Source organism: Streptomyces sp. R35, from assembly GCF_041053035.1.
GTDB classification, from domain to species: Bacteria; Actinomycetota; Actinomycetes; order Streptomycetales; family Streptomycetaceae; genus Streptomyces; species Streptomyces lutosisoli.
Genome location: NZ_CP163440.1, coordinates 5,780,497 through 5,799,608, shown reverse-complemented (window position 1 = coordinate 5,799,608; position 19,112 = coordinate 5,780,497). Strand labels below are relative to the sequence as shown.

The 19,112-nt window shown below is 69.2% G+C and carries 18 protein-coding genes and 2 pseudogenes; 7 read left to right on the top strand and 13 right to left on the bottom strand.

From position 1 onward, the window contains the following. Positions 1-172: 172 nt before the first annotated feature. The gene (locus tag AB5J50_RS26565; RefSeq protein ID WP_330310208.1) at positions 173-829 is read right to left on the bottom strand and encodes a LuxR C-terminal-related transcriptional regulator; all 657 of its coding nucleotides are present in this window, start codon (positions 827-829) and stop codon (positions 173-175) included. Between the two features lie 276 nt (positions 830-1,105). Between AB5J50_RS26565 and AB5J50_RS26560 the strand changes: the two genes are divergently transcribed. Then, on the top strand, positions 1,106-2,446 hold the full coding sequence (locus AB5J50_RS26560) for a hydrolytic protein (protein WP_369260789.1): 1,341 nt from the start codon (positions 1,106-1,108) through the stop codon (positions 2,444-2,446). A gap of 620 nt (positions 2,447-3,066) precedes the next feature. On the opposite strand, the gene AB5J50_RS26555 is transcribed toward AB5J50_RS26560, so the two are convergent. Continuing rightward, entirely contained in the window at positions 3,067-3,837 is a 771-nt protein-coding gene (locus AB5J50_RS26555) for an SDR family NAD(P)-dependent oxidoreductase (RefSeq protein ID WP_369260788.1), read from the bottom strand. 109 nt (positions 3,838-3,946) lie between these two features. On the opposite strand from AB5J50_RS26555, the gene AB5J50_RS26550 reads away from it, so the two are divergent. Then, entirely contained in the window at positions 3,947-4,561 is a 615-nt protein-coding gene (locus tag AB5J50_RS26550; RefSeq protein WP_369260787.1) for a TetR/AcrR family transcriptional regulator, read from the top strand. 27 nt (positions 4,562-4,588) lie between these two features. Here the strand turns inward: AB5J50_RS26550 and AB5J50_RS26545 are convergent. The 7 genes and pseudogenes from AB5J50_RS26545 to AB5J50_RS26515 all read right to left on the bottom strand — a co-directional run. Beyond that, positions 4,589-4,801 (bottom strand): annotated as a pseudogene (locus tag AB5J50_RS26545) (CGNR zinc finger domain-containing protein); the annotation flags it as partial. A gap of 28 nt (positions 4,802-4,829) precedes the next feature. Next, positions 4,830-5,273 carry a PIN domain-containing protein gene (locus AB5J50_RS26540; protein WP_369260786.1) on the bottom strand — a complete coding sequence of 148 codons (444 nt, stop codon included), beginning with the start codon at positions 5,271-5,273 and terminating at the stop codon, positions 4,830-4,832. After that, on the bottom strand, positions 5,270-5,536 hold the full coding sequence (locus AB5J50_RS26535; protein ID WP_369260785.1) for a CopG family transcriptional regulator: 267 nt from the start codon (positions 5,534-5,536) through the stop codon (positions 5,270-5,272). Before AB5J50_RS26535 ends, AB5J50_RS26540 begins: the two co-directional genes overlap by 4 nt. Before the next feature lie 127 nt (positions 5,537-5,663). Continuing rightward, entirely contained in the window at positions 5,664-6,494 is an 831-nt protein-coding gene (locus tag AB5J50_RS26530; RefSeq protein ID WP_369260784.1) for a hypothetical protein, read from the bottom strand. Positions 6,495-6,634: 140 nt separating this feature from the next. After that, a complete protein-coding gene (locus AB5J50_RS26525; protein WP_369260783.1) occupies positions 6,635-7,693 on the bottom strand; it encodes a CU044_5270 family protein in 1,059 nt (352 codons plus the stop codon). Further along, positions 7,690-8,310, bottom strand: coding sequence for an RNA polymerase sigma factor (locus AB5J50_RS26520; protein ID WP_369260782.1), 621 nt, complete (start codon positions 8,308-8,310; stop codon positions 7,690-7,692). The genes AB5J50_RS26525 and AB5J50_RS26520 overlap by 4 nt, the downstream gene beginning before the upstream one ends. 259 nt (positions 8,311-8,569) lie before the next feature. Continuing rightward, the gene (locus AB5J50_RS26515; RefSeq protein WP_369260781.1) at positions 8,570-9,358 is read right to left on the bottom strand and encodes a L,D-transpeptidase family protein; all 789 of its coding nucleotides are present in this window, start codon (positions 9,356-9,358) and stop codon (positions 8,570-8,572) included. A 539-nt stretch (positions 9,359-9,897) separates the two neighbouring features. Here AB5J50_RS26515 and AB5J50_RS26510 point away from each other — a divergent pair. From AB5J50_RS26510 to AB5J50_RS26500, 3 genes are all read left to right on the top strand, one after another. Continuing rightward, complete coding sequence (locus AB5J50_RS26510; RefSeq protein WP_369260780.1) at positions 9,898-11,205, top strand: ice-binding family protein; 1,308 nt, start codon at positions 9,898-9,900, stop codon at positions 11,203-11,205. Positions 11,206-11,472: 267 nt separating this feature from the next. Continuing rightward, positions 11,473-12,084, top strand: coding sequence for a DUF5819 family protein (locus AB5J50_RS26505; RefSeq protein WP_369265518.1), 612 nt, complete (start codon positions 11,473-11,475; stop codon positions 12,082-12,084). Next, positions 12,074-13,207 carry an HTTM domain-containing protein gene (locus tag AB5J50_RS26500; RefSeq protein ID WP_369260779.1) on the top strand — a complete coding sequence of 378 codons (1,134 nt, stop codon included), beginning with the start codon at positions 12,074-12,076 and terminating at the stop codon, positions 13,205-13,207. Before AB5J50_RS26505 ends, AB5J50_RS26500 begins: the two co-directional genes overlap by 11 nt. Before the next feature lie 124 nt (positions 13,208-13,331). Here the strand turns inward: AB5J50_RS26500 and AB5J50_RS26495 are convergent, their stop codons facing one another. Then, on the bottom strand, positions 13,332-13,811 hold the full coding sequence (locus AB5J50_RS26495) for a hypothetical protein (protein ID WP_369260778.1): 480 nt from the start codon (positions 13,809-13,811) through the stop codon (positions 13,332-13,334). Continuing rightward, the gene (locus AB5J50_RS26490; protein WP_369260777.1) at positions 13,781-14,431 is read right to left on the bottom strand and encodes an ABC transporter substrate-binding protein; all 651 of its coding nucleotides are present in this window, start codon (positions 14,429-14,431) and stop codon (positions 13,781-13,783) included. Before AB5J50_RS26490 ends, AB5J50_RS26495 begins: the two co-directional genes overlap by 31 nt. A 114-nt stretch (positions 14,432-14,545) precedes the next feature. Here AB5J50_RS26490 and AB5J50_RS26485 point away from each other — a divergent pair. Further along, positions 14,546-14,779: pseudogene (locus AB5J50_RS26485) on the top strand (VapC toxin family PIN domain ribonuclease); the annotation flags it as partial. A gap of 26 nt (positions 14,780-14,805) precedes the next feature. Here AB5J50_RS26485 and AB5J50_RS26480 read toward each other — a convergent pair. Beyond that, positions 14,806-15,540 carry a DUF4232 domain-containing protein gene (locus AB5J50_RS26480; RefSeq protein WP_369260776.1) on the bottom strand — a complete coding sequence of 245 codons (735 nt, stop codon included), beginning with the start codon at positions 15,538-15,540 and terminating at the stop codon, positions 14,806-14,808. Positions 15,541-15,725: 185 nt separating this feature from the next. On the opposite strand from AB5J50_RS26480, the gene AB5J50_RS26475 reads away from it, so the two are divergent. Continuing rightward, a complete protein-coding gene (locus AB5J50_RS26475) occupies positions 15,726-17,117 on the top strand; it encodes a helix-turn-helix domain-containing protein (protein WP_369260775.1) in 1,392 nt (463 codons plus the stop codon). Between the two features lie 551 nt (positions 17,118-17,668). Here the strand turns inward: AB5J50_RS26475 and AB5J50_RS26470 are convergent. Beyond that, positions 17,669-18,985 carry a phosphatase PAP2 family protein gene (locus tag AB5J50_RS26470; RefSeq protein ID WP_369260774.1) on the bottom strand — a complete coding sequence of 439 codons (1,317 nt, stop codon included), beginning with the start codon at positions 18,983-18,985 and terminating at the stop codon, positions 17,669-17,671. Positions 18,986-19,112: the final 127 nt, after the last annotated feature.

Below are 19,112 nucleotides of genomic sequence, written 5' to 3'. Positions count from 1 at the left end.
CCCCTGCCACCCTGCAATGGCCGCAGGCGACATGGCAGGGCGGCAGGGACGTATCCCGGGGCAGCGCACGGTGTGCTTTAGGGCAGCGCCCCGAAGGGGCGCGGGGAACTGCGCGACCAGCCCCCACCGGCCCGCGGTGAACGACTTGCCCACCCAGCGGAGCGCTCCGGCGTCAAATCAGCCCGTTGCGCAGCGCATACCCCACCGCGTGGGCGCGATTACGCAGTTGCAGCCGGGTAATGATCTCGTGCAGGACGTTCTTGACGGTCCGTTCGGAGTACGCGGTCTTGCGGGCGATCTCCGAGGTGTCCAGGCCCTCCGACACCAGGCGCAGCATGTCCGCCTCGCGGGTGGTCAGCGTGGACAGGGACAGGCCCCGCGGGTCGAGCGCCGAGCGCTGGAGGCTGCCCACGTGGCTGAGCAGTGTGCCGAGCAGGTCGCCGGGCAGCACGCCCTCACCGTTGGCGATCGCCAGGACCAGGTGGAGGAGCCGGTCCTGGTCGGCCTCGGCGCGCCGCAGCACCGCCGAGACGCCGCACTCGATGACGCGTTGCAGCGCACCGGACCCGAGGGTGCCGACCACGAGACCCGCGCGGGTCTCGGTGTTGTGCCGCAGCCGGTGCAGCAGGGCGGCCACATCGTCGTCGACGCGGTCCACGACCACCAGCGACGCCTGGGCCCGCTCCACGTCCGCGTCGTCGAGCAGGTCGATCTCGGGGCGCTGGCGCAACTGCTGGACGACGCCGACGCGCAGGACCGGATCGGCGGCGTAGACGGCCACACTCACCCGGTCCGGACGGTCGGAGCCGGAGGTGCGGTACGTGGGCATGTCCGCCGTTGAGGCGGATATGGCCGGGTTGTTCTCGTCCGAACAGGACATGGCGGGGTTACCACCTGACTCATGAGTGCGTGGGGGGGAGCTGGGACGCGGAGCGGCACGGCGATCGCCGTGAAACGGAGTGGGCACGGCGTGGGCACGGCGGCGGGCCACATCAACCGCTCACAAGCGTAAGGGAGTTGACTTTGGCTTCGAAGGCATCACCACTGCCCGCGTGTTGCCCTCGCATCCCTCGTGGCGGCGCGGGCGCGCTCCTACCGTGGTGGCGTGACGCCTTCTGCAGCCTCTTACGGCCCCGGTGCGCCCAGCCTCGACATCCCGGCCGTGACGGTGGCCCCCGGCAGCACCGCCACGACCAGTCTGACCGTCCGCAACGACAGCGACATCGTCGAGGCGTACAGCCTGGAGGTCGTCGGGGACTGCGCCTCCTGGGCCACCGTGGAACCCCCAAGGGTCTCCCTCTATCCCGGCACCTCCGAGACGGTGACGATCCGTCTGGAGCCGCCGCGCTCCCCGGAGATACGCGCCGGTGAGCTGCCCCTGGGCGTACGGGTCCTGCCGACCGAGCACCCCGATGCGGTACAGGTTCCCGAAACCACCGTGCACATCGAGGAGTTCCACGAGCTGCAGACCGAGCTGGCCCCGCGCCGCCGGCGCGGCTGGCTGCGCGGCCGCTACAAGCTTGCGGTGCGCAACCAGGGCAACACCCCGGTGCAGGTGGGCTTCACCCCCGGCCAGGCGGGCGAGGAGCTGGCGTTCGCCTTCAACCCGGCCGAGCCGAAGCTGGAGCCCGGCGAGTCGGTCGAGGTCGGGCTGCGGGTCCGTACGGGCAAGCCCGTGTGGTTCGGCTCCCCGGTGGTGTGGCCGTTCACCCTGGCCACCGCCGAGACCGGTGACCAGGACGAGACCCAGCCGGACGAGACCCCCGACCGGCCGCCGCTGGACGCGGAGTTCGTCCAGATCTCCGTCTTCCCGAAGTGGCTGCTCGCCGTGCTCGCGGCGCTGCTCGCGCTGCTGCTCGCCTGGTTCATGCTGGTCCGCCCGGCGGTGCGCAGCGCCGCGAAGGAGGCGGCCAACGAGGCGGTCCAGCCGCGCCCCACGCTCCCAGGAGAGCAGGGCGGCAACGGGCAGACACCCGGCAACGGTTCCGGCGGCGCGAGCGCCTCGCCCGACGGTCAGGGTCAGGGTCAGGGTTCCGGAGCGGGCGGCGACGGCACCTCGACCGGGGACGGCACCACGGTCGGCGACGGTCAGCAGAGCTCGGCGACCATCGACCTGAAGAGCTCCGGCGGGGAGACCAAAACCGGTACCTACAAGGTGCCCGAGAAGAGCGTCTTCGGTGTGACGGACATCGTCGTCGCCAACTTCCAGGGTGATGAAGGGGTGATGACGATCAGCTTCGGCGACCGCAAGATCACCACGATCGCTCTGGAAACCTTCCGCAACCAGGACTACCACTGGGTCACCCCCATCAAGATCCCCGCGAACAACACCGTGACCATCGAAGTGACCTGCGCGAAGCCGGGCACTCCGGCCACCGGCCGCCGGTCGCAGGGATGTCACGAGGTCCTGAACGTGAGCGGTGTGGTCAGTCGCACCGAGCAGTGATCCGGACCTCAGGCTTCCGATCATTTTCGATTAGTGCCGACTGCATCTGTAAAGAGTGGCCACCGCATCTGTCCAGAAACCGATAACTCTGGTCTCAAAACCGGCATCCAGCCGCAGACGGCACACACACGGCAGCCAGACCAACGACATCATCACGGTCGCCGGCACCTCCGATACCACGTACATCCACACCGACGACCGCCGGAACGCCTCCGGAGGGAGTCGGGGGCGTCGAAGATCTCGCCGGCCGAGACGACGACTGTCCTGGTCCGGCCGGTGCCGACCACCCCCGCCGCGACCGACGCGAAGCCTCGGCGGACAAAGGTGGCTGACACCAACCGCCACTGGCGACAACGACGCGAAGGGGGATGTGCCAACCGGTGACCGGGGCTGCGCGATCCTCGCCTCGACCCGATGCGGCACCGATCGACTGCCGTGGACACGCCGAGATGTGCTTCCTGACCCGACAGCTCCCCCAAGCCCAAGCCTCCGCCGGAGCAGCGCCGCACGTTACGAAAGACCCGGGCCTTGCTTGTTTTCCCGTCCGATCCGAGGGCCGCGTGAGCTGCCGATGCCATGGCAAGCACGCGGCGGAGACGGGAAGGCTCAGGGTCCGCGCGCTACACGGCGATGACGGCGACCCCTGTCCTGCCCCCGTCGACGTCCACCACTGTTCCGTGCACGAAGGCCGCTTCGTCACTGGCCAGCCAGACCACGGCATGCGCGATGGCGTCCGGCGTGCCGACGGCCCCGGCCGGGGTGCCCTTCATCATGATCTCGCCCGGATGGGTCTCGCTGCCTTCCGGGGCCGGGGGCAGGATCACGCCCGGCGAGACGGCGTTCACCCGGACGCCCATCGGTCCGAACTCCGCGGCCCACGCCCGCGTGAGCGTCTCCATGGCTCCCTTGGTGGAGCTGTAGAGCGCGCCGAGAGGAACGCCCAGGCGCGCGATCCACGAGCCGAGGTTGATGATCGCCCCGCCACCGGACTCCGTCATGCCCGGGACGACGGCAGCGGTGAGGAAGAACGGCGCCTTCACGTTCACTCCGTAGACCTTGTCGAACGTCTTCTCGTCGGTGTCGATCGTGCCGGGGGCCGGGTAGATGCCGGCATTGTTCACCAGGATGTCGATCCGCCCGCCCAAGGTCTCACGGGCCCGGTCGGCCAGGTCCTGGGAAGCCTCCGCGCTGCCGTCGAGGTCCGCCATCAGGAAATCGGCCCGGCCACCGGACGTGCGGATCCCTTCGACGACCTGGGCCCCCCGTTCCCGATTGCGCCCGGACACGATGACGTGGGCGCCCTCGGCAGCGAACGCTTCGGCGATCGCCTGCCCGATATTGCTGGTCGACCCTGTGACCAGCGCCGTCTTGTTCCGCAGTCGTTCACTCATGACGCGATCTCCCTTGTCTCGCAGTGTGCTGACCACTGTGCGCCGCAAAGAATGGACCAGCAAGTCCAGAATGGCGGTACGGTGAGACGGAAGGAGGAGAGGAGGTCAGATGCCGGAGGCACCGACCGCGAAAGGCCGCGCCACACGGGCCCGCATCGTCGAGGGGGCAGCCGAGGTGCTGCGCGAGCAGGGTGTCGCCTTCACGACGCTCGACGACATCCGCAGCCGCACCGGCACGAGCAAGAGCCAGCTCTTCCACTACTTCCCCGACGGCAAGGACGAACTCCTGCTGGCGGTGGCCCGGTTCGAGGCGGACCGCGTCCTGGAGGACCAGCAGCCGCACCTGGGGCGTCTGGACTCGTGGGAGTCCTGGCAGCAGTGGCGGGATGTTGTGGTGGAGCGGTATGAACTCCAGGGCGACCACTGCCCGTTGGGGTCGCTGTTCCTACAGGTCGGGCGGTCCCGGCCTGGTGCGCGGGCAATCGTGACGGAGCTGATGCGGCAGTGGCAGGAGCAGCTCGCCCGCGGGATGCGCACTCTTCAGACGAACGGTCTGGTGTCGCCGGCCCTCGATGTGGACCGGACGGCCGCCGCGCTGCTGGCGGGCATCCAGGGAGGCGTGGCCATCATGATGTCCACGGGCGACTCGTCCCACCTGAGGGCGGCGCTCGACACCGGGATCGAGCACCTGCAGGGGACGGCCGGCGAGGCGGTACGGGCCTGACGCCACCGGGACGCCGCCCCGGACCGTTCAGTGGGCCGCCGCGGGCGCGGTCTTCTTGCGAGCTCGGTACGCGGCCGCCTTGATCTTGTTGCCGCAGGAGTCCATCCCGCACCACTGCCGGCGCATACCCCGCGAGCAGTCGATGTAGGTGCAGGTGCACTCGGGGTTGCCGCACTCCTTGAGCAGGGGCACGTCCGGCCCGCTCAGGAGCTCGATGGCGTGGCGCGCCACTGCGGAAAGAGGGCACTTGGCCGCAGAGAAGCTTGTGTCAGAGCGGGAGGTCGTCGGGGAGCACCCGGAACGCCTTGTGACGGCCCAGCGGTCGTACGGCCCGGAAGTCCCGTCGGTCGAGGGTGAGGATCGCGTCGGTGTCGTAGTCGGCGGCGAGCGCCACGTTCACCGCGTCGGCGAGGTCCAGGTCAAGCGCTCCGTAGCGGACGCGGACGGACTGGGCGGCGCCCAAGTGGTGCTCCGTGATCTCCGGCATGACGACACGGCCCCGGCTCATCCAGCGCCGCAGGTCGTCGACCGCGCTGACGGCGGCCTCCCGCCCCAACTCCCGCGTGGCCACGTGATCGAGTTCCGCCAGCAGGAGTGGCGACATGACCAGGAGACCGGCCGCCATGATCGCCTCATTCGCCCCCCTGTGCTCGGGGTGAGTCGAGTCGAGGGCGGCCAGGAGTCCGGACATATCGGCAATGACGACGATCACGCGGCGGGTCCGGAGTCGGAGTCGGCCTCGCGTCGAACGGCGTCTGTGACCGCGTCACGGACCTCGGCCCTGGACGGCGTACGGCCCGGCCCCTCAAAGGTGCGCGAGAACAGCGGCTCGTCCCAGACCCGGTTCGCCATGGCCGCGAGATGGATCCCCTGGCGGATGATCTCGGCCTCGCTTATCCCGCGGCGCTTGGCGGCCTCTTTGATGATCGCCAGGTCCTCGGGGTCGGCGTAGACATTGGTGCGCTTCATGGACATGTACCAAGCGTAGTCCATGTACCAGAGTGATGTACTGGGGCGGGCTCATGGCTCCACCTACCTGCTCAGCCCTCCTCCCCCTGAGAGGCATCCACAACCGATCAGAACCCTTCGTCGTCGTGTGGCCTCAGGCCGCGTGGCATAACGCCGGGGTCAGCTCGGGCGAGGGTACGACCAGGTAGGAGAAGCGGCCCCAGCCTCCGGTCCTGCGCAGGGCCAGGCCGAGGCGGCCGAGGTGCGGTTCCAGCCTCGGCATACGCGCACGGAGGGCGGCCCTGGTCAGTGGCTGCCCTGCCGGGCCCAGCAGAAGCGTCAGATCATGGCAGCACCAGGGTCGTGGATCGGCGAGGACGAGCTCCAGAAGGACTCTCTGCGAAGCGTGTTCGGGAAGCGGCCCGGGCGGCATCGGGTTCTGGCCCTGCGACAGGGGCTCGCGCGCCGCCTCCCTGGCGACCCACCGCTGGTCCGCCATCAGCCGGGCAGCCAGTTCCTCGATCGGCATGCTGCGGGGCAGGACGTTGGTGGCGCCCGCTTCGAGCAGCGCGGCGGGACAGACGCCTTCGGGTGCGAGGACCGTCACCGGGGCCAGCCGCTGCACAATGCCGACGCGCTGCCCCAGTTCATCCGCACCTCCCTCGTCCGGCACGTCGAGAACGGCCAGCGGGCGCGGTCGTCGGGTCAGGAGCTCGCCGTAGGCGTGCAGCGTCCCCCAGGGGTTGACCACCGGTGGCAGCAACTGCGTTCTGCGCGCCTCCCTCAGCAGCCGACCGCTCCGCTCCCGGGCGAGGGAGATCACCACGCACGCCACAGCGGGGGTGTCCGCCCCGAACTCATCAGCCCGGTCGCCCGGTTGGGCCCGTCCGTATGGTTCGTCCTCGATCGCGGGCTGCGACTCGATCGCGGGCTTCAAGGCGAGTGTCCGTGTGAAGCGTCGTACGGCATCTCCGTGTTCTTGCATCTTCTGGCGTGTTTCCTCGTTCTTCTCAGGCCGTCGGGACGATCTCTTTCCCGCGTGCACGAGTGATTCCCAGCCCCCACCGCACAGGGGCCTGATCCGCCGAGCGGATCAGGCCCCTGTCCCCGTCTGTGCGGCCGGGGTCAGCCGTCGGTCTTGGCGGGTTCCTCGCCATGACGGTCGACGACCGCACGCTTCATGACGGCGTCGATGCCGTAGAGCGTGTCGGTCGTGATGCCCCTGGCCTTGTCCTTGGTCATGTACGACCGCGAGCCGAGGTAGGCGAACGAGTGCTTGTCGAAGATCCACACGTCCCGGGTCGCGGACCCGGCGTCCTCGCGGGTGATGCCGATGCCGTGCCGGCCGGCGGCGTCGACGGCATCCGGGATCTGGGTCACACCGGGAATCCTCTCGACGGCCTTGTAGAGCGCGGAGGCGGTCTCCGGCGGCATGATCGTCGAGCGCAGCAGGTCGCCGATCGTCCCGAAGACGGCTTGGTCCTTCGAATCACCCTTCTCCACCCTGGTCCGGGAGTAGAGCAACTTGAGCAGGGCGTCGGGGTCCGTGGGCAGCGAGGCAAGCCACTTGTACGTGGGGTGATCGATGCCCGGCGAAACGGGGTCGGTGGACTCGATGGGGATCTCCTCGCCGGGCATCACGGCGTCCTTCCCCGTATCGCGCATCCACCCCGTCCTGACGACGGGGTCGGAGCTCTGCGACGTCCAGACTTCCCGCGTGTGCAGGCCGCCGAGCCGCACGGGGCCGTCGAAGGTGCCGGTGTTCTCGCGGGCCACGCTCTCGACGTACACGAACTGGCCTTCCTTCACCGGCGTCTCGTCGGTCTCCATGGCCGCGGCGGCGATCCGGTCGAGGGTGACGGAGGCGCTGTTCGCCTTGGCGGGTGCGGTGGTGGAACCGGCCGCCGGGGCGGAGCTGTGGCCGCCGCCGGAGAAGGTGATGACCAGCGCCCCGGCCAGGGCCATCGACACGGCCGGCAACACCAGGACCGGGCGCGGGAGCCGGCGGCGGCGCGGTGCCCGGGACGTCTGGGCGGAGGGGGTGTGGTCGCGGTCGATCTGCTGCATCAGGGCTTCCTTGTAACGGAGATGACGGCTCGGCGAGAGGTCCCATTCGGCCGATGCCAGCAGTTCCTCCGTCTCACTCCGGGCGGACCCGGCGCGGGGCAGGTTGTCGGCGTTCATCGGGTTTCCTCCTGCAGGAACAGGGCCGCGAACGCGGCCTCACTCTCCATCTCTCCGCGGGCGCCCGGCAGTTCCGCTTCCAGGCCCCGGAGTTGGCCGGAGCTGAGCCGGGCCAGTCGCGCCCGGGCGCGCGAGAGCCGCGACCGCACGGTGCCGACCGGGACGCCGAGCGCCTCGGCGGCCTGCTGGTAGTCCAGCCCGGACGCCACACACAGCGCGAGCACCTCCCGGTCCTGGCGTCGCAGTTGACGCAGGGCGTCGTGGACCACCGCGAGGCGGCGGGCGTCGTCGATCCGGCCGGCCGTCTCGTCCGCGAAGTCCTCGACCGGGCGGGGTTCGGGGCTGCGCGCCAGGAAGGCGAGCCGCCGGCGCAGGCCGCGGTTGGCGTTGTGCGCCTTGTGCGTGGCGATGCCGAGCAGCCACGGCTTGAGTGAGCCGCCCTCCGGCTCCACCGATTCCCGGGTGCGCCAAGCGGCGAGGAAGGTCTCGGACATCGCCTCCTCGGCCTCCGACCAGTTGCCGGTCAGCCGCAGGGCATGGTTGTAGACAGCCCGCGCGTTCTGGTCGTACAGGTCGGCGAACGCCGCGCGGTCCCCTGCCCGTATGCGCGCACGCAACGATTCCGCTGGTTCTGTATGGCTCACACTTTTTACTCTCCGCGGCCCCGGCCCGGTTCCTGTGGCATGCGCCACACCACTGTCGGAAGGGGCGGGTGCTGTCGAAGCGTGAGCATGGCAGCCCGCCCTCGGAGAACTCGACGCCGGCGTCGGTCAAGGGCACCGGTTCGGCCGGGTGCCAGATCAGCTGGGGTTTCCCGGAGACCGGGCGCCTCGGCGTTTCCGGGGCGCTCTTCTTCTTCGTCTCCCACCGCTCCCGTCAGCGTTCGAGGGAGGCGGCGTCGCCCATGACGATCACCGGGTGCTGGGCGGGGTCGAGGGTGCGCAGCAGCTCCTTCATGTGCTGCTTCGCCACGCTCACGCAGGCGTGCGTGGGCCCGCCGTGGTCGACGTGCAGCCAGATGCCGCCGCCCTTGTCCGCGCCGAGCGGGCGGGTCCAGTCGAGGGGCGTCGTTCCGGGCTTGTGGTTGTAGTTGATCGCTACGACGTAGTCGAAGGAGCCCGCGAGCGGCTCGCCTTCGAAGCCCGTGCCGTTGATGGTGAATCCGCGCCCTTGGTCGTAGGGCAGCTTGGTGCCGGGGTCGGGCAGCAGTCCGCCCGCGTCGGTGAGGGCGAACACGCCGATGGGCGAGCGGAGATCGCCGACGTGATGGTCGTCCGTCCAGCCTTTGAGAGCGTTGTGGGCCGGCCAGGTGGCTCCCGGCTCCCAGCCCGTGCCGGTGCGCCGGTACAGCACCACCCGCGAGGTCGAGGAGTTCTTGCCTCGGCCAGTGACCAGGACGACCTGGCGTGCGTTGCCAGGGATCTCGGCCAGCGTCCGGGGCCCCAGGCCCGGCAGCCGCGCGGGGCCGGCGCTGTTCGAGGACGCCTGCCCGGGCCTGGCCTGGGTCGTGCCGGGAGCGGCGGACACGGTGGCCGATCCGTCGTACGCACCCACGGTCACCGGCCGGCCGTCGTCGGCCGTCCTGACACCCGTCCCCGTTCCGCCACATCCGGTGAGCGTGACGAGCAGGGCCAGGCCGGCGGCCGGTATCCCGAGACGACTCACGCCGAGGGTTGCAGAGGTGGTCGCTTGTCGATTCCCGGCCGGGACACGAAGGCACGGGCGCCCGGACAGACGACGAGTTGATGAAGCCATGATCGTCAGACTGGAGGAGACCTGTGAGGAACTCGTCAGCTCCAGACCCCCGGCCCGGAGCTGCGACGGAAAGCGGACCTAGGGCCTGTCGGCCGACGCACCCGTTCGCCGAGTGACCGGAGGCGGACCTTTCCGCGTTCGAGCAAAGGCCGAGGCCGACCGCCGGCCTCCGCATCCCGCCGCCCGACCCGCCGGACGGCGCCCGCCTGTTGGACCGGCCTGCCAGGGAATCGTGAGCGGCTCGCCCGTCATCGAGCCGGATAAACAGCAGCGCCATTCAGCCCATTAATCATTTGTGCAGATGACGCACCGAATTCTTCTATTTCGGCGAAACCCACCCGGAGAAGCCATTACAGGGCCGTCTTCCTACGTAATATGCCAGCCGCAGAATCAGATTCTGCGCGGCCGGGAATCTCCAAGATCATCCTCTCAAAGGAGTTGGCCCCTCGATGACGCTGAATATCCTTGACGCGCCTCCACGGCGCACATTGTCGGTGTGGATCGCTGCGGTGACGGCCGTGGTGATCGCCGCCGTCGTCCTCGCGATGACGCCGACACGCGCAAACGCTGTTGCCAGCCCTGTGCCTCTGGGCACGGCAGCCAGTTTCGGAGTACTGGCCGGCGCCACGGTCACCAACACCGGTCCCACGGTGGTCAACGGTCTCAACGTCGGCGTAAGCCCCGGGACGGCCATCACCGGGTTCCAGGCGTCCGACGGTGGGCCAGGCATTGTGACCGCGCCCGGGACTCTGCACTCTGCCGATGCCGTCGCCGGCCAAGCCAAGATTGACTTGAATACGGCGTACAACCAGGCCGCCGGACAGACTCTGACGGACGCGGTGTACAACGACGCTCCCCATCAGTTCGGTGGCCAGACGCTGACGCCGGGCCTCTACAGGGCGAACAGCTCCGCCTCGATCACCGGCACACTGACCCTGGACGCCCAGGGGAACTCCAGCGCCGTCTGGGTGTTCCAGATCGGTTCGTCGCTGACGACGGCATCCGCCAGCACGGTGAGCTTCATCAATGGCGCCTCGCCGTGCAATGTGTACTGGCAGGTCGGCAGCTCGGCCACGCTCGGTACCAACTCCACGTTCGTGGGCACCATCCTGGCCGACACCTCGATCACCGCCACCACGGGGGCGACCATCAACGGCCGACTGCTGGCCGATGCGGGCCTACGCGGTGACGGCGCCGTGACGCTGGACAGCAACAGGATCTTCCAGGGGCCGTGCGCGACCGGGGGCAGTGGTGGGACCACAGCCGGTCTGGTCACCGGCGGTTTGGTCGCCGGGGCCACGAGCGGTGGCACCACCACGAGCGGTGGCACCACCACGAGCGGTGGCACCAGCACGGGCGGTGGCACCAGCACGGGCGGTGGCACCAGCACGGGCGGTGGCACGGGCAGCGCCACGGTCGGCGCCATCGCCGGCGTGCCGACGGGTGGCGGAACCGGTGGCGACGTGGGTGGTCTCCTCGGCGGCGTCCTGACGACGGGCGGCACCTCGGGCGGAGCGCTCGGCGGCCTCGTCGCGGGCGCTACGACGAACGGGAGCACGGGCGCCGCCACGGGCGGCGTCAACGGCGGCGTGACCGGCGGGACCGAGCAACCGGGCAAGCCCGAACACCACGACCACGGGAAGCCGGAAAAGCCGGGTGACCACGATCACGGTGGGAAGCCCGAAGAGCACGGCGGTTACGGCGGGTACGGCGACAAGCCCGGCAAGGACGACGACTACGGCAGCCTTCGTCACTGAGTCGTTCATGCGTCCCCGAGGGGACGGGCGGCACGCGGCGGATCGTTGTCGATTCCGTCGCGTGCCGCCGCCGGAAGCTCAGGAGAAGCAGTGAGAGAAGCCGGGATCGAAAGGCCGGGTGGGGCCGTGTTGGATGGCACTGCATCGACTGATGCGGACGAATCCGCGGACGAATCCGCGGACGAATTTCCGCAACAATCGGCGCCACAATCCGCACAACAATCCTCGGAAGGATCCGCGGAACAATCGCAGCCTCCGCCGGCCTTCCTGCAAGCGGTGACGAATACTGCCGTGTTCCTCTGCCTGGCGACGGCCCTGGTCCATGTGCTCCTGGTGTTTCTGCACGTGGCTCCCCCGAACCCGCTGTCCCGGCAGTACAGCCGGCAGGTCAACGCGTGGGTCTTCCCGCTGTTCGAGCAGAACTGGCGACTCTTCGCCCCGGATCCGGAGTCCGTCAACCGGCAGATTTCAGCGAGGACCACGCACACCACACCGGACGGAACCGTGCAGGTGAGCGGCTGGTTCGATCTGACCGCCGTGGATGATTCCGCGGTGAAGCACAACCCCTTCCCGAGTCATACGGCGCAGAACATGCTGCGGCGGGCCTGGAGTTCCTACCTCGAAAACCACGCCGACGACGACCAGCCGCGCTCGCAGCGGGCGCTGATGACTCAGCAATACCTGACCAACATCGCGTCGGATCGCGTCGCCTCCCACCGTGGCGGGAGCTTCGAGGCCATCCAGCTACGGGTGGTCACCGTGCCCATCGCCGCGCCCGCCGCGGCCGGCGGCGCGGGCGCGGCCGCAGTCGCGCCGAGGGCGGCCGATACGCGGTATCTGCCCTGGTGGAAGGTGGAGGTGGACTCCCATGGAAACTGAGCAGCTACCCGCATCGCCCCCTCGTACCGCCGAGAAGGCGGGGGTGGGCGCGCCGCACCGCGTACTCGACCGTGTTCGAGCGGCTTTCGACGTCCTGACCGAGCGGCCGGTCTCCCTGTACGCCGCGGCGGTCCTGCGCATCGGATACGGGCTTGTCTACCTCGTCTTCCTGCTGCGCGAGTTTCCGCACCGCGACGAGATCTGGGGTCCGGGATCACCGTGGACGCCGGAGTTGGCGAGGCAACTGTTCGACCAGACGGGATGGATCAGCATCCTCACCCTGTCCGACAACCGGGCCTACTTCGATGCCTGTTACGTACTGGCCGTCGGCGCGTCGGCACTGTTCGCCCTCGGCTGGCGGACCAGAGCGGTGTCCGTGCTGTTCGCGGTCGTGGTCGCGTCGTTCCACAGCAGGGCGATCTTCATGACCGACGGAGGAGACAACCTCATCCTCCTCATGGCCGTCTACCTCGTCCTCACCGCATGCGGCCGTCGCTGGTCCCTGGACGCACGCAGAATCCGGCTTCGAGCATGCGCGGGTGCTACGGCGCGCCCGTCGGTGGACCGGATGGCGGGTGGGCTCCGGCATCACCTCCGCGCTTCCCGGCGGACCCTGGCCGCCGTGCTGCACAACTGCGGGATGTTCGTCATCGCGGCCCAGGTCTGCTTCCTCTACGGGTCCGCGGGCCTGTACAAGGTGCAGGGCGGATCCTGGGGCAACGGGACCGCCCTTCACTACGTCCTGAACCTCGACCTGTTCCGGCCCTGGCCCGGGCTCTCCCTCATGGCGGACGAGCACGACCTACTGATCGCCATCGCCTGCTACATGACGGTGCTGTTGCAGGTCGCCTTCCCGTTCGTCCTGTTCGGGCGGCTCAAGTACCCGGTCCTGACCATGCTGTTGGGCATGCACCTGGGTATCGCGGTACTCATGGGACTGCCCCTCTTCTCCGGCGCGATGATCATCGCCGACGCCGTGTTCCTGCCGGACCGCTTCTACCGGGCTCTGGGACGGCTGTGGCGACGCATCGCTCGGGGCGCGGGTTCCGGAAGAACGGCGGACGCGCCCCGGACACCCCGTGCACTGGTACCTGCGCAGAGCGAAAGCGAACCCGCCGGCTGAGGCCGTATCCCGTCCCGCTCGAAGGCGAGGAGGGCCTCCCGGACGGTGGTGATGCCCTGTCGGACGGCGGCCCGGTCGATCAGGCCGGCGCGGCGCCGGGTGTGCGGTCCTTCAGGGGGTGAGCTCAGGGGGTGAGCTGCTGGTGTCCTATGGCGGAGAGCAGTTGGAGCTTTCCCTGGCTGTCCGTGCCGGGGCGGGCGGTCATGACCACCAGGGTCTGAGCGCGGTTCTCGGTGAACAGGACCTGGGCGTCCACGTCGATGCGGCCGAGGTCGGGGTGGACGATGGTCTTGCTGTCCGCGTAGCGCTGGGCGACTTCCTGGAGTTCCCACAGGTGGGCGAACTCGGGGCTGCGTTCCTGGAGTTCGGCGACGATCAGGGCGGCCCGGGGGTCGCCGCTGCCGGCCGTGAGCGCGGCCCGCAGGCGGGCTGCCTGGGCGCGGCTGTGGCGCGGGTGGTCCTCCTCGGGGTACACCAAGCGCTCGGCCGGGTCGGTGAACCAGCGGTAGTAGGCACTGCGGGCCAGGCCGGTGTGTCGGGTCTGGTCGCCGAGCAGGGCGGTGGCGAGCGGGTTCATCGCGAGGGGACGGATGCGTCCTTCCACGCCGACGCGTCACCGGAGGCGATCTTCGAGAACACCTGGGAGCCGCCCTGGCGGTCGAGCAGGTACTCCAGGTACATCAGCGTCGGCCACTTGGAGTTCGCGGCGAGGGAGAGCGGCATGACGCCTTTGCCCTTCAGCTTCTTCACGGCCGCCAGCAGGTCGGCGTACGTCTTCGGCGGCTCGACGCCCGCGTCGGCCAGCACCTTCTTGTTGTAGTAGAGGACGACCGGAGCGAGGCCGTTGGCGGGCACGCCGTAGACCTTGCCGTCGAAGGTGGCGCTCTGCATCACGCTCGGAGTGAACCGGTCCGTGTTCGCCTCGGCCGCCGTCAGCGCGTCGACCTTGCCGGCCTTGACGTAGTCGTCCAGGGCCCCGCCGCCCCAGCTGAAGAAGATGTCCGGGGCCTGGTTCGCGCCGAAGGCGACGCGCAGCTTCTGCTTGTAGTCGTCGTTCGCGAACAGCCGCAGGGTGATCTTCTCGTCGGGGTGGTCCTTGTTGTAGGCGTCGACGGACTCCTTGAGGATCGTCTGGTCGTTGAGCGCCCACATCGTGAGGCCCTTCGCGGACGAGCCCGCGGACGATCCGGACGGTCCCGAACTCCCGCACGCGGCAAGGCCCATGGCCGCCGTGAGGGTGACCGCGGACGCGACGACGGTTACGAAATACTTTCGCGATCCCGTGCCCCTGCACGGAAAGCAGGGGCGCCGACCGCACGCGCCGTCGTCGCCCGTCGCCTGCGGGCGATAGCAGCAGAGAGTAGCTTCGACCTGGACCAGCAGCAGCCGGGCACATCGCCACCTGCCCCGTCACCGAGCTGGAGCATCCGGGACATGCGCCTGCATTTCGGCTGGATACCGGTCGACGACCGCGCCTGGCAGGTCCAGGAGGCCCTCACCCGGCGCGGACAGCACCGCAGCGCCGGAGCCGTCGATCTCGTGGTGGCCGCCACGGCCGAGGTACAGGGGCTGCTGTTCTTCGAGCGCGCGCTCAGGCGTCACCAGTTGACGGCGTCGTCCATCGACTGCTGCCAGTACGTGACCTCGAGCGAGTCGTCGACGTAGACGCCCTTCGCGGGCAGCGACGGGTGAGCGCCCGCGCCGACGCTCTCGTTTCCGGAGCGGCCGCGGAAGTAGACGGTCAGGGACTTCTCGGTGTGGCCGTTCGAGCCGCTGCCGTCGGTGGCGGACAGGCTCACTGAGGCGTAGCCGGACTCGCCCGGCTCGAGCGTGACGACTGCCTGCGGCTGCGACTCCTCGATGACCGGAGGCACGGCCTGGGCCTCGCCGAAGCGGATGGCCGGGTAGCCGTAGAGGTAGCAGGTCTTGCCGCCGGTGTTGGTCACCGTGAGCAGCATGTGGTTCACGGGGCGGTTCAACGGGGCCGCGACCGTCTTGGTGTTGGACCCCTCGCAGGTGACCGGCTTGCCGGAGGAGCCGGGGGCCTTCGACGCAGAGGTGTCCGTGGCCGGCCTGGTGGTGGCGGTGGCGGGCTTGCCGTCCGAGGAGGCGGAAGAAGAAGAGGAGGAAGAAGAAGAAGAGTTGGATCCGGAGCCGGAACCGGAAGTGGAAGTGGCAGTGCCGGAAGGGGAGTTCGCGGTCGTGGTGGACGCCGAGGCACCCTCGTCGCGGGCCCCTGTTCCGTCGTTGCACGCGGTCAGGGAGAGCGCGGCGAGAACGGCGGTCGCGGCGGCGCCGACGAGACGAGTGCGGGAGGTGCGGAGGTTGGACATGTGGCTGTGCCCCTTCGGTGTTCGGGTGGGGGTGGTGATTGGATGACCGAAGCTTGTGAGGTGATCCGTCCCAACCGCCACGCACGGCGGGCAGTTGGGGACGCTGGAACGCCGAAACGCGCTCTGACCAGGGAGAATGCAGTGGCCCTGGAACGCGTGACTGGGACACGGGGATGGGGGAACGGGTGGCAGCGGCAACAGGGGCCGAGGAGACGGAGGCCTTCGCACGGCTGCTGCGCGAGCTCAAGGACCGCTCAGGACTGAGCTACGGGGCGCTTGCCAAGCGGCTGCACATGAGCACGTCGACACTGCACCGCTACTGCAACGGCACCGCCGTGCCGATCGACTACGCACCGGTGGAGCGCCTCGCAAGGGTCTGCCGGGCAACGCCGCAGGACCTGGTGGAGCTGCACCGGCACTGGATCCTGGCGGACGCGGCACGGGGGCGCAGGGCGGATCAGGTCACGCCGACGGGTTCGACTCAGGGAGCCGCCGGTTCGGCCGGGTCGGCCGGGTCGGCCGGGTCGGCTGATACGGCTGGTTCGGCTGAAACGTTTGAGACGGTCGATCCCGGCTCAACGGAATCGCACGGACGGGGCGACGGCGAGAACGGTGAGCCGGTTGTCGTCGACGTGCCGCGGGACCTCGCACCGCCCCGTCCTCCCCGTCGTCGCCTTCGTCGCCGCACCGTGCTGATCGCCTCCGTCGCGGTGGCCGCCGTGCTGGGGGCTGTCGTGCTCGCCGTGAATCTGCCGTCCGGCGGCGCGGGTGGCCGGCGAGCGGCCGGCGACACCGCCGTGATCACCGGCACGGCGGACGCCGGGAAGCCGTCCGCCGTGCCGTCCCCGAGCGCGAAGGGACACAAGCCGTCCGCATCTGCCTCCGCCTCCACCACCGAGTCCGAGGGGGCCGGATCCGGCACTTCGAAGGGCGACGGCAAGCAGGGCGCGGCCCAGTCCACCGGCGACAGCGCCACCGACGCCGTCCCGCTCACTGTCGGCACCCGTCCCTACGTCTACGACGACCCGTGCAGCCAGCACTTCCTGGTCAACAGCGAACCCGAACAGGTCGGCCCGCCGGCGAGCGAGCAGGACGCCCCGCGCTGGGCCGCCGCGTACGGGGCGGTGTCCTCGGGCGAACAGCGGATCGCCCTCACCGTCCAGGGCACCGGCGAGGACACGGTCGTCCTGGAGGCGTTGCACGTACGCGTCCTCACCAAGGGCGCGCCGCTCGCCTGGAACGACTACTCGATGGGCGTCGGCTGCGGTGGTGGCGTCGGCACCAAGTCGTTCGACATCGGCCTCGACAACGGCAGTCCCACGGTCACCGTCAAGAACGGCCAGCGCGACTTCCCGTACAAGGTCAGCGAGTCCGACCCGGAGGTCTTCTACGTCAACGCCCACACCGAGGCGCACGACGTCCGCTGGGACCTCACCCTGGACTGGTCCAGTGGCAGCCGCCGTGGCACCGTCCACATCGACGACAACGGCACCGCGTTCCGTACCAGCGCCGACGCGGACCGCCCGGGCTACGACTACCCGCTGGGCGGCGGCGAGTGGATCAAGCGGGAGAGCTGACGGGATCCTGGCGTGCCTTGCGGACGTCAGCCCTGCCGAGGAGGTCTTCGGCCGGCCCGGCCGTCTCGTTCCTCACCCTGGCTCGGTCAACGGACCACGCGACCAGAGCCACCACCACAGCCGCTCCGGCCGCGTAGACCGGCAACCACAGGGTCGTGGTGGCGGACAGGCGGTCGGCGACGGCGGGACACCTGTCGCGGGTGCCCGGCATCGGAAACAGCCACGCCCAGCGCTGCAGTATGGGGGCCAGTGCGATCGATGCGCACAGGCCGACGACCAGCGAATACGCCGTCAGATTCCGCGCGTACTCGGATCGGAGGCCGGGCGTCCACGTCGGCAGCCGGTAGGTAGAAGGAGAAGATCACCGCGAGAAGCGTCACCCCGATGTAGGTGGCGAACCACTGCCACGAACCTTCCGCGAGTGCGGCCGCCAGCACGGCGGCGAGGGCAATGCCGATGACCCCCGGCGCACCGGCAACGTCATGACCCGCACTGGTGGATGCCGAACTCCGGGGTCCTCGCGGGCTGGAATCGTTCACGCTCTCAACGCTTCACGCCAGTTCGAGCTGCGATTCCGGTTGCCGCGCTGGTGCGGGCTTCGATTCCCACAGTTTGGTGGTCCGTACGTAGCCGTAGATCACCGAGGTCATCGCCAGAATGAGAAGGGGTCCAGATACCCACTGGTGCCTGGCCATCTCCATCGGCAGATAGCGATAGGACACCAAGAGCGCGGCGAAGACCGCTGCACCGTAAGCGACCAGCTGGATTCCTGATCGGTCCCAGCCGTGGTCGTGCGCGCGCAGAGCCCCCTCGATCGTGAGCGCGAACACCGCGCCGGCAATGAGGTCGGCGCCGTAGTGGTAGCCGAATCCCAGCGTTGCGCAGAGCGTGGCGATCAGCCAGAACGTGCCCGCGTATCGCAGAATCCGTGGGCCCGTGCGGGAATGAACGAAGATCGCGGTAGCCCACGCCGTGTGCAGGCTGGGCATGCAGTTGCGTGGGGTGATCTCGTCGAACGGCATGTGGTGCGGGGTAGTGATCGGCGGCAGTGTTTCCGGCCACAGGTCGGCCGCCGCCCAGTGCCCGCTGGGCGGCGTTTGTGCCCACAGGCTGACCGCCGCCCAGTGCTCGGCGCCGGTGCCGTAGGCGAAGACCGGTCCGACCACCGGGAAGATCATGTAGATGGCCGGCCCGAGGAGGCCGATCGCCAGAAAGGTGCGCACCAGATGGTGGCGCGGGAAGCGGCGCTCGACCGCCACGTTGCGCAGTTGGTACAGCGCGACGACGACCGCGGCCACCGCGAGCTGACCGTAGACGATGTCGAGAAAATTGAAGCCGATCGGGCCGGTGGCCTCGACGATCCGGCCCGCCGGCCACGACGGGTTGCCCAGCGCGTGATCGGCGGTTGCCACGTACTGGTCGAGCACCGCCGGGCGGGTCTTCGAGGTGACGAGCAGCCAGGTGTCGCCGGTCTTGCGGCCGGCCACCAGCAGCAGGGCCAGCCCGACGCCCTTCAGCAGCAGGACACGTTCCCGGCCGGTCCGGCGCGTGACGGCGATGACCGCACAGCCCAGAATCACCCACAATGCGCCATTTCCGAAGGGCTGGCCGTGGGTCGTCCTGGCGTCGACCGCCCACCGCACCAGCGAGAAGACGACGTCGATACCGATCGCGGCACCAGCCGCGATGAACCGCTGCCGCCAGGTGAGCACCACCATCATCAACGCCATACTGGCGTACAACAGCGGCCCCGATTTGGGGGCGAATATCACCTCTTGCACCTGGTTGGTAATCGGCCCGGGCAGGCCGTAGCGACGCGCGGCGATCTCCAGCATGATGAGGAATCCGAGGGCCGCCACGCCCGCCACGGCCCAGAGTCTCGCCCGTGGTCGGCGCCACCCGGAGAACGTAATTCCGTATCTTATTCGTGCACATATCTGCGATTTCATAAATCTCACTTTTCAGTAGATACGCTGATTTTTACTGAGCAGTTGA

Coding starts and splice junctions, on each gene's coding strand:
- AB5J50_RS26480 (WP_369260776.1), bottom strand. CDS start 15,540: ATGTCCAACCTCCGCACCTCCCGCACTCGTCTCGTCGGCGCCGCCGCG.
- AB5J50_RS26565 (WP_330310208.1), bottom strand. CDS start 829: ATGCCCACGTACCGCACCTCCGGCTCCGACCGTCCGGACCGGGTGAGT.
- AB5J50_RS26500 (WP_369260779.1), top strand. CDS start 12,074: ATGGAAACTGAGCAGCTACCCGCATCGCCCCCTCGTACCGCCGAGAAG.
- AB5J50_RS26535 (WP_369260785.1), bottom strand. CDS start 5,536: ATGTCCATGAAGCGCACCAATGTCTACGCCGACCCCGAGGACCTGGCG.
- AB5J50_RS26510 (WP_369260780.1), top strand. CDS start 9,898: ATGACGCTGAATATCCTTGACGCGCCTCCACGGCGCACATTGTCGGTG.
- AB5J50_RS26555 (WP_369260788.1), bottom strand. CDS start 3,837: ATGAGTGAACGACTGCGGAACAAGACGGCGCTGGTCACAGGGTCGACC.
- AB5J50_RS26525 (WP_369260783.1), bottom strand. CDS start 7,693: ATGAACGCCGACAACCTGCCCCGCGCCGGGTCCGCCCGGAGTGAGACG.
- AB5J50_RS26550 (WP_369260787.1), top strand. CDS start 3,947: ATGCCGGAGGCACCGACCGCGAAAGGCCGCGCCACACGGGCCCGCATC.
- AB5J50_RS26490 (WP_369260777.1), bottom strand. CDS start 14,431: ATGGGCCTTGCCGCGTGCGGGAGTTCGGGACCGTCCGGATCGTCCGCG.
- AB5J50_RS26530 (WP_369260784.1), bottom strand. CDS start 6,494: ATGCAAGAACACGGAGATGCCGTACGACGCTTCACACGGACACTCGCC.